Source organism: Bradyrhizobium sp. USDA 4532 (assembly GCF_024171315.1).
Taxonomy (GTDB): domain Bacteria; phylum Pseudomonadota; class Alphaproteobacteria; order Rhizobiales; family Xanthobacteraceae; genus Bradyrhizobium; species Bradyrhizobium australafricanum.
Genome location: NZ_JALJZN010000001.1, coordinates 7,550,424 through 7,563,821, shown reverse-complemented (window position 1 = coordinate 7,563,821; position 13,398 = coordinate 7,550,424). Strand labels below are relative to the sequence as shown.

Below are 13,398 nucleotides of genomic sequence, written 5' to 3'. Positions count from 1 at the left end.
AATTGGGAAATGGCTTCGGTCGCCGGGCGCAGCCCGGGCTCAATGACCAAAGAGCAGATAGCTGCGGTCGATGCCGCGGAGATCGCGCGTCTCGTCGGTCCAGCCGACCGCGCGGCGGTAGCTGCCCAACGCGGCAGTCTGCCGCAACGCGACCACGTCGGTCGGGCGAGGCTCCTCCGCATAAGGCGACACGTAAAGCGCGTCCTCGGGACAATACAGTTCGCAGAGGAAACAGGTCTGGCAATCGCCCTGACGGGCGATCACCGGAATCCCCTCCGTCTTGTCGAAGACATTGGTGGGGCAGACATTCACGCAGATGTCGCAGGACGTGCAGCGCTCGGCGTCGATCACCTCGATCATTCCGCGGCCTCTGCATAGCTGGCCTCGGCATGCGGCCGCACCGTGGTCCAGACCTCGTCCAAACCGCCGCTCGTCACGTAATGGCGTTGGCGGTCGTCTTGATCGGGATAGTCGTCGCGGCGATGCATGCCGCGGCTTTCGTTCCGCGCCAGCGCGCTGCGGTACATCCAGCGCGACGTCGCCAGCATGGCCGCGCTCTCGCGGGCGCGCAGCAGATCGTCCTTGCTCGCCGCATCGGCCGATGATGCATTGACCCACGCCGCATCCAGCCGCTCGAGGGCGCCTTCGAGACGCGAGGCATGCCGGAAGTAGTTCAGCTCAAACGGATAGACCTCGTCCTGGACCGCCTTTGTCAGCGTGGCGGGCTCAAACGCGCGACCCGCCTTGCTTCGGAACGCGACGGTACCGGCGGACGCCAGTCGTCGTTGACGTGCCGGGCCCAGCTGCCTTGCATAGCCGGCAGCGCCCCATCCGGCCCAGGTCCCCGATGACATCGCCCAGGCGGCATTGTGGCTGCCGCCGCCGGTGAAGCCGCCGCAGATCAATTCGCGCGTCGCTGCATCACCGGCGGCATAGAGTCCCGGCACGCTGGTGGCGCAGCTGTCGTCGACAATGCGAAGGCCGCCGGTGCCGCGCACGGTGCCTTCGAGCCGCAAGGTGACGGGGAAACGCTCCCTGAAGGGATCGATGCCGGTGCGATCGAACGGCAGGAAGAAATTCGGCTGCGATGCGCGCATGTGACGCTGCACGTCGTCGTCGGCCTTGTCGAGGCGGGCATAGACCGGTCCCTGAAGCAGCGCGCGCGCAATCGCCGATCGCCCGCCCTTGGATGCCGCACCGGGAACGACGCTGCCGTCCTCGTAGCTGAAGGTCGCCCAGCCATAAAACAGCGTCTTGGTCACGGAGCCGAACGCCGGCGAGATCGCATAGGGATTCGAGAATTCCATGCTGCTGAATTCGGCCCCGACCTCCGCGGCCATCAGATAGCCGTCTCCGGTCAGCACATTCGATCCCAGCGTCTTGCTCAGGAACGCGCAGCCGCCGGTCGCCATGACGACAGCCTTGGCGCGCACGATCCAGCGATCGTGCTTCTGGCGGCGCACGCCGCTGGCTCCCGCAACCGAGCCGTCGTCATCCACCAGCAGTTCGAGCGCCGGACTGTGATCGAGAATGGTGACGCCGGCCTGCTTGGTGCGCTTGCGCATCAGGCGCATGTATTCCGGCCCCTGCAGCGAGTTGCGCTGCGACGTGCCGCTGTCGTCGACCGGGTAAGGGTAACCCCAGGCGGCCAGACGATTGCTGTCCTCGTAGGTCTGGTCGAGCACGCGCGCCATCCAGCGGCGATCCTGCAGATGCCCGCCCATCTTTTCGCGATTGGCCATCGCGGCCTCGCGCAGCGCCGGCTTGGGATCAACATACCAAACGCCGGTGCCGGCAGCCGCGGTGGCACCCGACGTGCCGCAAAATCCCTTGTCGGCGAGCACGACGCGCGCGCCGCGCTCCGCGGCGCTCACCGCGGCCCACGTGCCCGCCGGTCCGCCGCCGATCACCAGCACGTCGGCGTCGAATTCGACCGAACCGCCTGGCGCGGTTCGCTGTTCGGCGCGTCGCTCGTGGACTGTCATGGTTCAGTTCTCCGGGAGGCACCGATTGCTTGCAACGCGCCGCAACAGCATCGTTACGCGCGCAGGCTGCCCTGGCAATTTCAGATATTTGCGCAGACTTGGACGAAGCTTCCCCTGCCGCGGCACGTGGCAGAATATTCATGCGGCGGCGGAGGGGATGTTCCGCTCATCGCAGAAGATCGACACCGGATTTGTTCGCAGATCGCGCAGCGGAGACGGAAATTTCTTTTTGCATGCACGCGCCGGCCGTTCGTTTTCATGTGGCCTGACAGGCGATACTTCGTGAGTCGTCTCACCTCAATGCGGGGCAGCCATGTCCGATCGTCAGCTTCATCTCAATGTCAATCTGCTGCACTCCGGCGTCTATGCGTCGGCGTGGCGGCTGCCCGAAAGCGATCCTCGCGCCTGCTTCGACGTCGGCCATTATGTGCGCGTGGCTGACATCGCCGAGCGCGGCAAGCTCGATGCGATCTTCCTTGCCGACACACCGGCGATCACCGACCGCATCGACTACCGCTCCTTCATGTCGATGGAACCGACGATCGTGCTGGCATCGGTGGCCGCGGCGACCAGCCATATCGGGCTGATCGCGACCGCCTCGACCACCTACAACGAGCCGTACAACATCGCGCGCCGCTTCGCGACCCTGGATCTCGCGAGCGGCGGCCGCGCCGGCTGGAATGCGGTGACCACTGCCGACGCGTCGGCCAGCCGCAATTTTGGCCTCAGCAACGTGCTGGAGCACAAGGCCCGCTACGAGCGCGCCAAGGAGTTCGCCGAGGTCGTCCATGCGCTGTGGGACAGTTGGGAGGACGACGCCTTTGTCGGCGACAAGTCCTCGGCGCGATTTGTCGATACGTCGAAGGTTCATCCGATCGCGCATCGCGGCGCCCATTACGCCGTGGCCGGTCCGCTTAACGTGCCGCGTTCGCCGCAGGGCCGCCCGGTCACCGTGCAGGCCGGTGGCTCGCACGACGGCCGTGATCTCGCTGCCGCGCAGGCCGAAGCTGTGTTCACGCTGGCGCAGACGATCGAGGAAGGTGTCGCCTATGCGCGCGATCTGCGCGCCCGCGCCGCGACCTACGGCCGCGCCGGCGACTCCATCGTCATCCTGCCGGGCCTTGCCACAGTGATCGGCAGCACCGAAGCCGAGGCGAGACGGCGGCAGGATGAGCTGTGGGAGCTGGTTCCGATCGAGTACAGCCTGGCGCGTCTCGCGGGCACATTGCAGGTCGATCCTGCGATCCTTGAGCTCGACAAGCCACTACCCGATCCGCTGCCGCTGCCGGCCAACGCCAACCACACCATGTTCCAGGGCACGGTGAACCTTGCGCGCCGCGGTGACCTCACCGTCCGGCAGTTGTTGCGCGCGCTCGGCGGCGGGGTCGGACACCGCATCATCGTCGGCACGCCCGAGCAGATCGCCAACGACATCGAGGCCTGGTTCAAGGCCGGCGCGGCCGACGGATTCAATCTGATGCCGGACGTGCTGCCGACCGGGCTCGAGGTCTTCGTCGACAACGTGGTGCCGATCCTGCAGCGCCGCGGTCTGTTCCGAACCGATTACGCCGGCACCACCTTGCGTGAGCATTTTGGCCTGCCTCGGCCGATCAGCCGCTTTGCGCGTCAGACGGAAGCCGCCGCAACCGCGTGACGCAGTTACCGCGAGCTCGCCAGCAGTGGTGGGGTGTCATTCGCAGCAGATGACGCTGCGCGGACGCGCGGGATGATCTCCCTCGCAAAGCGCTCCATCTCGGCCTCGAAAGGCTGGAACTGCAGCATGAACAACTCGATGCCTGCGGCATGGAACGCCCCGACTCGGGCGGCCACGTCATCATAGCTGCCGACCAGCCCGGCAGCGGTGCCGCCGTTGCTGCCGATCCGCTCCGACTTCTGCATGGTCTGCATCATCACGACCTTCGGGTCGGTGTTCTGTCGCTGGATCACCTTTATCGAGGCGTCCTTCCGCGACAGCTCAAGCAGCCGCTCATAGGCGGCCTGGGCCTCGGCCTGCGTCTGGCGCGCGATGACGAAGGCGGACAGCCCGAAGCGAAGCGGCACCGACGTCCGCGGCCGCGCCGCCACGTCGGCAATGAGGCCCGCGACATCCTCGAGCGGCTGACCATTGATGAACCAGACGTCGCCGTGGTCGGCGACCAAAGCGCGCGCCGGCTCGGATTCGCCGCCGACATAGATCAATGGTCGCGGTCGGTAGAGGCTCGTCGGCCGCAACAGATAATCGCGGACGTCGAAATGCTCGCCCTTGTAGGTCAACCGCTCGCCCTGCATCAGGCGCGAGACAATCGTGATCCACTCGCGGCCATAGGCGTAACGGGCATCGTGCTCGGCAAAGCCGATGCCGGCCTTGTCGAGTTCGGGCCGGTTCCAGGCATTGACCAGGTTGATCGCGAAGCGTCCGCGGCTGATGTTCTCGATCCCGAGCGCGAGCTTGGCGAGAACCACCGGATGATAGAGATAGGGCTTGATGGCCGCGATGATCTCGATCCGGCTGGTCAATGCCGCAACGGCCGCCGCCGCGCTCCAGGCCTCGAGCTGATCGAAATCCTCCCGATGCGGATTGATGGTGTGCTGCGCGATCAGCGTGGAATCGTAGCCCAGTGCCTCGGCGGCAAGCACGAGGTCGCGATTGCGCTCCCACGATGCGTCATACGGCTCCTCCGGATCCTGATAGGCCGCGCGCGAACCATGGACCAGCGCCCAGATGCCAAAGCGAAGCGGTCGTGTCGACATGCCGTCTCTCCGATTTCCCTGACGTTACGTCGGCGTGTTTTCAAAGAAGCACGGCGACAGATCAAGCAGCGGCGCATCAAAAGATTTTCCTTGCCGCGCCGCGCGCGCCGATAAACCAGAAAACTCCGGACGCAGCGACAATTGGAATACGGCTCTATTTCTGTTCGAGAAAATTCGTGGGACAGTTTGCGCGACATGAACAACGCCTTCTTTCGTGCGGCGACGCGCCGTTCATCGAGAGAATGGCGGACCATGCCGCGCGCGATCGATGATGCTCGCGCGCAATGTTGGACGAGGACAGAACAGACTTGAGCAACCTCGAACAGGCTGCGTCATCGATCGCGTTTGATTCAACGCCGCGCAGCGTTCAAACGGCATCGCCGTCCCGGAAGCCACGAGTAGAGATCGGCCGGCGCGGCATGCTGCTGCTGTCGTGGCTCGCCCCGGTCGTGCTTCTGATCGTCTGGGAATTGCCGGCGCAGGCCGGCTGGCTCTCGCCGCAGGTGCTGCCGGCACCGAGCAAGGTCGTCCGGACGGCATTCAAGCTGGCGACGTCCGGAAGCCTGCTGAACGATCTCGGCGTCAGCCTGCTGCGCGCAACGGCCGGTTTTGCGATCGGCGGCAGCGTCGGATTCGCGCTCGGTATCCTCGTGGGCTTCTCGCGGATCGCGGAGGCCGCGATCGACCGCAGCATCCAGATGATCCGCGCGATCCCGTTTCTCGCCGCGCTGCCGCTGGTGATCGTCTGGCTCGGCGTCGGCGAAGCCCAGAAGGTCTTCCTGGTCGCGCTCGGCGTCGCCTTCCCGATCTACATCAACACCACGCTGGGTATCCGGCAGGTCGACCCGAAGCTGCTCGAGCTCGGCCGCGTCCAGGGCCTCGGGACACTCGAGCTGATCCGGCGCGTCATCCTGCCCGGCGCCCTGCCCTCGATCCTGACCGGTGTGCGCTATGCGCTGGCGACCGCGTGGCTGGCACTGGTGGTCGCGGAGACCATCGGCGCCCAGTCCGGCATCGGCTTTCTCGCCATGGATGCGCGCGAGTTCCTGCGCACCGACGTGATCGTGCTGACGATCGTGATCTATGCGCTGATCGGCGTCGCCGCCGACGGCATCGCGCGCGCCCTGGAGCGGCGGCTATTGGCCTGGCATCCGAACTATGGAAGCGCGCGATGACGCTGCACGCCGTGCCCTCACCGGCCGCGATTGCGCCGGCCGTCGTGGTGACCGGACTGCATCGCGCCTATGGCAGTCGCGTGGTGATCGAGAACCTCAACCTGCGCATCGAGCGCGGCGAGTTCGTCGTCCTGCTCGGCGAAAGCGGCTGCGGCAAGACCACGCTGCTGCGGGCGCTGGCCGGCCTCGATGCGATCGACGGCGGGCGCATCACGGCACCACGGCGGCCGGCCGTCGTTTTCCAGGAGCACCGGCTGCTGCCGTGGGACAGTCTGTGGCGCAACGTCTCGCTCGGCCTCAATGCGAGCGACGCCCGTCAGCGCGCCGCCACCGCGCTCACCGAGGTCGGACTCGGCGGCCGTCTCGATGACTGGCCGCGCAACCTCTCGGGCGGACAGGCGCAGCGCGTGGCGCTGGCGCGCGCGCTGGTGCAGGAACCCGAGTTGCTCTTGCTCGACGAGCCGTTCGCAGCGCTCGATGCGCTGACTCGCATTCGCATGCACGATCTGGTGCGCGAGCTGGTCGCCGTCCATCGACCCGGCGTGCTCCTGGTCACCCACGACGTCGACGAGGCGATCGCGCTCGCCGACCGCATCCTGGTGATGCGCGAGGGCCGGATCGCGTTCGAGCATCCCATGAAACGTAGCGGCGCAGCGCCGATCGCCCGCACCGACCTGCTGGCGGAGCTCGGCGTCGACACCTCTCACCCCATTCCTGCCTGAGGACCACTCAATGTCTATCCCCCGGTTCACCAACCCCACCCGTCGCAGCTTCCTTGGCGGCGCCGCCTTCGGCATCGGCGCGCTTGCCGGCTTTGACCTGTCCGAGCCGGCGCATGCGGCGACCGGCCGCGTCACCGACACGGTGCGTCTGACCTGGGGTTTGAGCGGCCTCAATCTGATCGCCAAGGAGCGCGGCGAGTTCGAGAAGCTGCTGGCCAGGGACGGCATCAAGGTCGAGTGGCTCGGGCCGTTCCCCAATCATGCGCCGACGCTGCAGGCTGTGACCGGCGGTAGCGCCGATTTCAGCTTCGGCGGCAGCACGACGCCGGCACTCGCCGCGATCATCGCCGGCTCGCCGCTGGTATTCACCCAATTCGTGGTCTACGAGCCGCGCACCACGGCGATCATCGCGCGGGATGACTCTGGCATAAACAAGGTCGAGGATCTCGTCGGCAAGTCGGTGGCGGTGAACCGTTCGGGTCTCGGCGAATTCCTGCTGGTTGCCGCGCTCGAGAAGCACAAGGTCGACCGCTCCAAGGTGACGTTCGTCTATCTCAATCCGCCGGACGCAGCGCCGGCGCTGGCCTCCGGGAAGGTCGACGCCTGGTCGATGTGGAGCCCGGGCGTCGATATCGCGCGGCTCGAATACAAGGCGCACGACATCTTCCTGGAAGGTCGCGATCTCGAGTTCCAGATCGACTACACGTCCTACCTGACCACCCGAAAATTTGCGACCGACAATCCTGCGCTGGTCCGGGCCGTCAACGACGCCTTCCGCGCCGAAGGCAAGTGGATCTCCGCGAACAGCAAGGATGCCGAATACATCGCGCAGAAGGCCGGCAAGTACAGCGACCAGGTCCGCGACCAGTTCATCGCGCTGAACCGGCAGTATCGCTACTTCGCCGCCAACGACGAAAACTTCCTCGCCGAGCTGCAAAGGGCCGCCGACTGGCTGGTCGCGCGCAAGGTGCTCCCGGAGCCGATCAAAGTCACCGACCACCTGGCCCAGCTCTGATCAGTAGCAGTCATATCAATCAACGCCATTTGGGTGATACCAATGAACAAGCCTCTGTCCGCCACCTCGCTGGAGCCTTCCGACCGCCTTCACAGCCGCGCACCCGATATCGACGCGCTGCTCGGCCGCATCGCGGAAGGCGCCGCCGACCGCGAACGCGAGCGCGTCCTGCCGTTCGCGCAAGTCGATCTCATTCGCAAGGCCCGCCTCGGCGCGTTGCGGCTTCCGATCGAAGCCGGCGGCGCCGGCCTGTCGATTCGCGCATTGTTCGAGATCGTCATCGGTCTCGGCGAGGCCGACGCCAATGTCGCGCATATCCTGCGCAACCATTTCAGCGTCGTCGAACGCCTGGTGCGCCGGCCGAAGGACGATCAGCACAGGCAGTGGCAGAAGGCAGTTGCCGACGGCGCGATCATCGGGCTCGCGGCGACCGAGCTCGACACGCCGAAGGTCGGCAATGTCACGCCGAACACGACACTCACTGCCGACGGCGACGACTACCTGCTCAACGGCACGAAATACTATAGCACCGGCACACTGTATTCGGACTACGTCCTCGTTCGCACCGCCGACACATCCGCCACCAATGCTGCCGTGCTGATTCCGGTGAACCGCGAGGGCATTGAGCTGATCGACGACTGGGACGGTCTCGGGCAGCGGCTGACGGCGACCGGCACCACCCACTTCCGCAACGTGCGCGTCAAGCGCCAGGAGGTCGTGTTCGATGCACCGGATACCGGCTACGGCATTCCCTACTCCAACACATTTGCCCAGCTGTTCCTGACTGCGATCAATGCCGGCATCGCGCGCGCCGTGCTGCGCGACGCCAGCGCCCTGGTGCGGACCCGCAAGCGGACGTTCTATTACGCGCCGAGTGAGGTGCCAGTGGACGACCCGCTGCTGCAACAGACCGTCGGCCAGATCGCCAGCGGCGCATTCGCCGCCGAGACCGTGGTGCTTGCGGCCGCGGAGGCGCTCCATGCCGCCACCGACGCTTTCGATGCAGGCGACGAAAACGCCGTCGAGGCCGCGCACAAGGCCGCGCTGCTGTCGGCCAAGGCCAAGATCGTTGCGGACGATTTCGCGATCCGGAGCGGCAGCCTGCTGTTCGACGTCGGCGGTGCATCGGCCACCAAGAAGGCGACCAATTTCGACCGCCACTGGCGCAACGCGCGCACCCTGGCGTCGCACAATCCAAACACCTTCAAGGCGCGCTCGATCGGACAATACGAGATCAGCGGCACGCCGCTACCCGCCAAGGGCTTCTTCTAGAGCCCCACTCCGATCGAATCGGAACGGAGCTCTGGATTGTTGTTTTGATGCGTTTTCTTCACGCGAACCGGTATCCACTTCGCTCGAAAACGCTCTGGCGAGGTCCAATCCGGCGAGGCAAAGCAAGGGAGAATCCCGATGAGCAAGCCGGATATTCATCTTGTGGACGCCGACCACGAGATCGAGCGTCAATTTCGCCTTGTCATGCGCCGCCTCCCGGGCGGCGTTTGCATCATCACCGCAGGACAGGGTGAGGACATCACCGGCATGACGGTGACCTCGCTGACGTCGCTCAGCGCCAGCCCACCCCGGCTGCTGGTCAGCATCAACCGGCAGGCATCGTCCTTCGCACCGATCGCCCGCCATCGGCTGTTCGGCGTCAACATCCTCGGCTCCGACCAGCAGGCCCTGGCCGAGCGCTTCAGCAATGGCCGGCTGAAAGGCAGGGAACGCTTCGAGGGCACCGATTGGACCCATGGAGCCTCGGGCGTGCCGTTGCTGCAGCGGTCGCTTGCGATGATCGAATGCCAGGTCGAGGAGATCATCGAGCGGCATTCCCATGGCATCATCGTGGGCCGCCTCGCCAGCATGGAATTGTCGCATCGGCTGTCCGGCCTCACTTACTGGAATGGACAGTATGTCCAGATCGATCACGAGGCCGATCTCGACCTATTGGCCGAAGTCAGCATTCCTCTGGCGCATGTCCGTTAGAACAGAGAAAGGGTGCAGCATGAAACGCGAATTGCCGCCAGCATCGCCTCCGTCAACGGCCGGCGCGGTCAGCAGACCACCGGGCCGCTGGCAGCTCGACCGGATCGTGGCCGAGCTGCGCACCTCCCGCGAGGAGACCCATAGCATCCGGCGCGACGGCGAGGCACGCCGCGCGCCCTCGCGGGACGCGCTGGAGGCGATCCTCGACGGCCTCACCGAGGCGCTGTTTCCGCGCCACTACGGCCAATCGGACCTCGACGGCGAGAACATCGACTATTTCGTCGGCAATACGCTGAGCACAGCATTGGATTCGCTCAGCGCGCAGATCCATCGCAGCGCGCTGTTCGTTGGCGACGAGCTGGAGCCGGGCTTTGGGCACGAAGAGGCGATCGAGCTGACACGCGCATTCGCGACCCAACTGCCGTCGGTCCGCGGACTTCTGATCAACGATCTGCGGGCGGCATTCGTTGGAGATCCGGCGGCGCAGAATTTTCCCGAGATCCTGATCGGCTATCCGGGGATGACCGCCATCATCCACCATCGCCTTGCGCATCTGCTCTACCAGATCGGCGCGCGGCTGGTGGCTCGCCTGATGTCGGAGATCGCCCACACAAGGACCGGCATCGATATCCATCCCGGCGCCCGGATCGGCTCCGGATTCTTCATCGATCACGGAACCGGCGTCGTGATCGGCGAAACCGCCATCATCGGCAACAACGTCCGGATCTATCAGGCGGTCACGCTCGGCGCGCGGCATTTCCCGACCGACGACGAGGGCCATGTGATCAAGGGCGACGCCCGCCATCCGATCGTCGAGGATGACGTCGTGATCTACGCCGGCGCAACCATACTCGGCCGGATCACGATCGGCCGCGGGTCGACCATCGGCGGCAACGTCTGGCTGACCAAGGACGTGCCGCCGAACAGCATTGTGACGCAGGCCACCGCACGAAACAGCCCGAGCGGCGCCTGAACCACGATCTCATCACGCCGCAACCTGTGCCTTCCATCGCATCAAGCGCCGTTCCAACGCCTCCAGGACCGCATTGAATGCCAACCCGATCACGGTGATCCCGATTATGCCGAAATACATCTGCGGGATCAGGAAGCTGTACTGGCTGTTGATGATGAGATAGCCGAGACCGGCCTTGGCGCCGACCATCTCGGATGCGACCAGCACCAGCATGGCTGACGCACTGGCGAGGCGAATGCCGACAAAGATCGTCGGAAGCGCCGCCGGAAGGATCACCTTGCGGAACAGCTGCTGTGGGGTCGCGCCCATGGTCCGCGCCGACTTGATCAAGAGCGGATCGACCTGCTTCACCGCGGCGATGGTGTTGAGCAGGAGCGGCCATGCGCAGCTATAGACCACCATCGTTACCTTCGAGAGCTCGCCGATGCCAAGCAGCAGGATGAACGCCGGCAACAGCGCGAGCGGCGCGGTATTGCGGCAAATCTCGATGAACTGGTTCAGCAGATCGCCGAGCCTTGTGTACCAGCCGACGGCCAGCCCGAGCGGGACGAACAACACGACCGACACCAGAAACCCGGTCAGGGCGCGGAGCAGGCTCGCGGAGGCGTCGTCATAGAGCTCGCCGGTTTGCGCGAGCTGCCAGCCTGCGGCGATGACATCAAAGAATGGCGGCAGAAACACCGCGTCGATCAAGCCGAGCCTCGGCGCGGCCTCCCAGATCGCCAGAAGGGCGATCAGCAGCAGGGAGCGGCGTCCGAAAGCTACCAGACCGCGGGTCGCGGCGCGGACCGCGCTCACTAGCGGTGACCGCGCCGCCACCGCTTGCTCGTCTCGCCGTCCATGCGCGAGCTCCAGCAATGTCAGCATCTCCAGGCTAGACATGAGCGACTTCCTTTACTTCACGCTCGACACGGCCTGCGCTGACCCTGCTCGCCGATTGCCCCAGCTGCGCTTTCTGCACTTCCTCGCGGAGCAGGCTCCAGATCTCATGGCGCACGCGGCCGAATTCCGGCAGCGAGCGCACATCCTCGGCTTCGCTGCGCAAGGCCGCGGGGATGTCGACAATCTCCTTGATCCGCCCCGGACGGGACGTCATGACCGCCACGCGCTGACCGAGCACGACCGCCTCGTCGATGCCGTGGGTGATGAAGATGATGGTCTTGCCGGTGGCCCGCCAGATCCGCAGCAACTCGCCCTGCAACGTTTCGCGCGTCTGGGCATCGAGCGCAGCGAACGGCTCGTCCATCAGCAGCACCTCCGGATCATAGGCAAGGCTGCGCGCGATCGCGACGCGCTGCTTCATGCCGCCGGAGAGTTCATGCGGATAACGGTCAGCAAAACCCGATAACCCGACCAAGTCGAGGAAGTGCCGCGCGATCTCACCGCGTTGTTTCGGCTTGAGGCCGGCGATATCGAGCCCGAACTCCACATTCTGCGCGGCCGTGCGCCACGGAAACAGCGCGTACTGCTGGAACACGACGCCGCGGTCGCGTCCGGGTCCGACGATCGGCCGGCCGTCGAGCAGAATGCGGCCGCTGGTCGGCGTCGCGAGCCCGCCGAGCAGATCGAGCAATGTCGACTTGCCGCAACCGCTTGGACCGACCAGGGCGAGGAATTCGCCGGCGCGGACGTCGAACGTGATGTCCTCGAGCGCGGTGAAATAGCCCGCCGGCCGGCCCCCTTCGCCTCGCGTGACGAACTCCTTGCGGACCTTGTCAAAGCTGATCTTGACCGACGTCATCGCGCCTCCGCCGTCTTTCCGGGACGGAAATAGTTGAACTCGTTGGTGTAGGTGTCCGAGGCCTTGATCTGGCCCGGTTTGAGCAGGCCATCCTTGACCAGCCAGTCGATCCAGACCTGCAGCTCGGCATCCGAGATCACGCCGCCCTTGGACGCGACGCCGGTGCTCTTCCAGTACTTGATCGAGGAGGCATCCTCGTTGCGCTTGCGCTCCGCAATGATCCGGTCGAAGCGGGCCCGCACTTCATCGGGCGGCGTCGTCTGCGCCCACTGGATGGCGCGCGAGATCCCCTCAACCAGCTTGCGGGCGGTGTTCGGATTGTCCTTGATGAACTTCTCCCGCAGCACATAGGCACCGCCGGTGAACTGTCCGAACAGATCGGTATCGTTGAAGAGCGAGCGGATCCCGCCACGCTCCAGCGCCTTGTCGCGCAACACGCCGCTGAGCGCGCTCACCTCGACCTGCCCTTGCCGCAGCGCCTGCTCGCCGGTGACGGGTGGGACCGCCACCAATGTCACCTGCTTGGCCTCGCCGGCGCTAAGGCCGTTGCGCGCCAGATACTCACGCAGCACGAACTCCAGATGAGCGCCAAGCGTATTGACCGCGACCTTCTTGCCGATCAGGTCGCGGGCCGTCTTGATCGGACTGTCGTCCTTCACAAAGTAGCCGTAGTAGGTATTGGAGTCGGAACCGTAGTAGCCGACCACCGCCTTGATCGGCGCCTTGGCCGCGATCAGCTTGATGATCGCACCATAGAAAGCGCCGCCGACGTCGATGTCGCCGGTGACGACGGTCTGAATGTCCTGCGGCCCGCTGATGGTGTTGCCGACCCATTTGAGCTTGAGCGGCGCGAGGTAGCCGAGGTCCTCGGCGAGCTCGGTGAACGTCACCTGCCCGGCCCAGCCTTGATAACGGATCTCGGTCTTATCGAGCGGTGGCTCGGCGAAGGCCGAAGCGATCAGGCCCAACGCAAAGACGCCGGCCAGCAGCAATCGCGCCGCCCGGCGCGCAGCGGCTCGCCGCGCGCGCAGAATTCGAATGATGGCATTCATT

General features: G+C 65.4%; 13 protein-coding genes. 7 read left to right on the top strand and 6 right to left on the bottom strand.

The genetic code is table 11. The annotated features are described in order from the left end of the window. Positions 1-39: 39 nt before the first annotated feature. Complete coding sequence (locus tag J2R76_RS34905; RefSeq protein ID WP_016840109.1) at positions 40-360, bottom strand: ferredoxin family protein; 321 nt, start codon at positions 358-360, stop codon at positions 40-42. Next, positions 357-1,985 (bottom strand): FAD-dependent oxidoreductase, encoded by a 1,629-nt coding sequence (locus tag J2R76_RS34900; protein WP_253625502.1) that lies wholly within the window; start codon positions 1,983-1,985, stop codon positions 357-359. The genes J2R76_RS34905 and J2R76_RS34900 overlap by 4 nt, the downstream gene beginning before the upstream one ends. A gap of 313 nt (positions 1,986-2,298) precedes the next feature. On the opposite strand from J2R76_RS34900, the gene J2R76_RS34895 reads away from it, so the two are divergent. Beyond that, complete coding sequence (locus J2R76_RS34895) at positions 2,299-3,639, top strand: LLM class flavin-dependent oxidoreductase (protein ID WP_253625501.1); 1,341 nt, start codon at positions 2,299-2,301, stop codon at positions 3,637-3,639. Between the two features lie 5 nt (positions 3,640-3,644). Here J2R76_RS34895 and J2R76_RS34890 read toward each other — a convergent pair whose 3' ends face one another. Beyond that, positions 3,645-4,736 (bottom strand): LLM class flavin-dependent oxidoreductase, encoded by a 1,092-nt coding sequence (locus J2R76_RS34890; RefSeq protein ID WP_253589210.1) that lies wholly within the window; start codon positions 4,734-4,736, stop codon positions 3,645-3,647. Positions 4,737-5,155: 419 nt separating this feature from the next. On the opposite strand from J2R76_RS34890, the gene J2R76_RS34885 reads away from it, so the two are divergent. The 6 genes from J2R76_RS34885 (at position 5,156) to epsC (ending at position 10,604) form a co-directional block, all read left to right on the top strand. After that, complete coding sequence (locus tag J2R76_RS34885; RefSeq protein ID WP_309143573.1) at positions 5,156-5,911, top strand: ABC transporter permease subunit; 756 nt, start codon at positions 5,156-5,158, stop codon at positions 5,909-5,911. Next, positions 5,908-6,633 (top strand): ABC transporter ATP-binding protein, encoded by a 726-nt coding sequence (locus J2R76_RS34880; RefSeq protein ID WP_253589208.1) that lies wholly within the window; start codon positions 5,908-5,910, stop codon positions 6,631-6,633. The genes J2R76_RS34885 and J2R76_RS34880 overlap by 4 nt, the downstream gene beginning before the upstream one ends. Before the next feature lie 10 nt (positions 6,634-6,643). Continuing rightward, complete coding sequence (locus J2R76_RS34875) at positions 6,644-7,648, top strand: NrtA/SsuA/CpmA family ABC transporter substrate-binding protein (protein ID WP_050387474.1); 1,005 nt, start codon at positions 6,644-6,646, stop codon at positions 7,646-7,648. A gap of 42 nt (positions 7,649-7,690) precedes the next feature. Further along, complete coding sequence (locus tag J2R76_RS34870) at positions 7,691-8,920, top strand: acyl-CoA dehydrogenase family protein (RefSeq protein WP_057017438.1); 1,230 nt, start codon at positions 7,691-7,693, stop codon at positions 8,918-8,920. A 138-nt stretch (positions 8,921-9,058) separates the two neighbouring features. After that, positions 9,059-9,631: a flavin reductase family protein gene (locus J2R76_RS34865; protein ID WP_057017437.1), complete on the top strand. Its 573-nt coding sequence runs from the start codon at positions 9,059-9,061 to the stop codon at positions 9,629-9,631. Positions 9,632-9,650: 19 nt separating this feature from the next. After that, the gene (gene epsC, locus J2R76_RS34860; protein WP_057017436.1) at positions 9,651-10,604 is read left to right on the top strand and encodes a serine O-acetyltransferase EpsC; all 954 of its coding nucleotides are present in this window, start codon (positions 9,651-9,653) and stop codon (positions 10,602-10,604) included. Positions 10,605-10,616: 12 nt separating this feature from the next. Here the strand turns inward: epsC and J2R76_RS34855 are convergent, their stop codons facing one another. The 3 genes from J2R76_RS34855 to J2R76_RS34845 are packed head-to-tail and all read right to left on the bottom strand — an operon-like array spanning position 10,617 to position 13,397. Then, complete coding sequence (locus J2R76_RS34855) at positions 10,617-11,486, bottom strand: ABC transporter permease (protein WP_253589207.1); 870 nt, start codon at positions 11,484-11,486, stop codon at positions 10,617-10,619. Continuing rightward, a complete protein-coding gene (locus J2R76_RS34850; protein WP_253589206.1) occupies positions 11,479-12,345 on the bottom strand; it encodes an ABC transporter ATP-binding protein in 867 nt (288 codons plus the stop codon). The genes J2R76_RS34855 and J2R76_RS34850 overlap by 8 nt, the downstream gene beginning before the upstream one ends. Continuing rightward, the gene (locus tag J2R76_RS34845) at positions 12,342-13,397 is read right to left on the bottom strand and encodes an ABC transporter substrate-binding protein (protein WP_229189724.1); all 1,056 of its coding nucleotides are present in this window, start codon (positions 13,395-13,397) and stop codon (positions 12,342-12,344) included. Before J2R76_RS34845 ends, J2R76_RS34850 begins: the two co-directional genes overlap by 4 nt. Between the last annotated feature and the right edge of the window lies 1 nt (position 13,398).

Bases quoted from the DNA above. Each gene is read 5' to 3' on its own strand.
- J2R76_RS34905 (WP_016840109.1), bottom strand. From the start codon at position 360: ATGATCGAGGTGATCGACGCCGAGCGCTGCACGTCCTGCGACATCTGC.
- J2R76_RS34900 (WP_253625502.1), bottom strand. From the start codon at position 1,985: ATGACAGTCCACGAGCGACGCGCCGAACAGCGAACCGCGCCAGGCGGT.
- J2R76_RS34895 (WP_253625501.1), top strand. From the start codon at position 2,299: ATGTCCGATCGTCAGCTTCATCTCAATGTCAATCTGCTGCACTCCGGC.
- J2R76_RS34890 (WP_253589210.1), bottom strand. From the start codon at position 4,736: ATGTCGACACGACCGCTTCGCTTTGGCATCTGGGCGCTGGTCCATGGT.
- J2R76_RS34885 (WP_309143573.1), top strand. From the start codon at position 5,156: ATGCTGCTGCTGTCGTGGCTCGCCCCGGTCGTGCTTCTGATCGTCTGG.
- J2R76_RS34880 (WP_253589208.1), top strand. From the start codon at position 5,908: ATGACGCTGCACGCCGTGCCCTCACCGGCCGCGATTGCGCCGGCCGTC.
- J2R76_RS34875 (WP_050387474.1), top strand. From the start codon at position 6,644: ATGTCTATCCCCCGGTTCACCAACCCCACCCGTCGCAGCTTCCTTGGC.
- J2R76_RS34870 (WP_057017438.1), top strand. From the start codon at position 7,691: ATGAACAAGCCTCTGTCCGCCACCTCGCTGGAGCCTTCCGACCGCCTT.
- J2R76_RS34865 (WP_057017437.1), top strand. From the start codon at position 9,059: ATGAGCAAGCCGGATATTCATCTTGTGGACGCCGACCACGAGATCGAG.
- epsC (WP_057017436.1), top strand. From the start codon at position 9,651: ATGAAACGCGAATTGCCGCCAGCATCGCCTCCGTCAACGGCCGGCGCG.
- J2R76_RS34855 (WP_253589207.1), bottom strand. From the start codon at position 11,486: ATGTCTAGCCTGGAGATGCTGACATTGCTGGAGCTCGCGCATGGACGG.
- J2R76_RS34850 (WP_253589206.1), bottom strand. From the start codon at position 12,345: ATGACGTCGGTCAAGATCAGCTTTGACAAGGTCCGCAAGGAGTTCGTC.
- J2R76_RS34845 (WP_229189724.1), bottom strand. From the start codon at position 13,397: ATGAATGCCATCATTCGAATTCTGCGCGCGCGGCGAGCCGCTGCGCGC.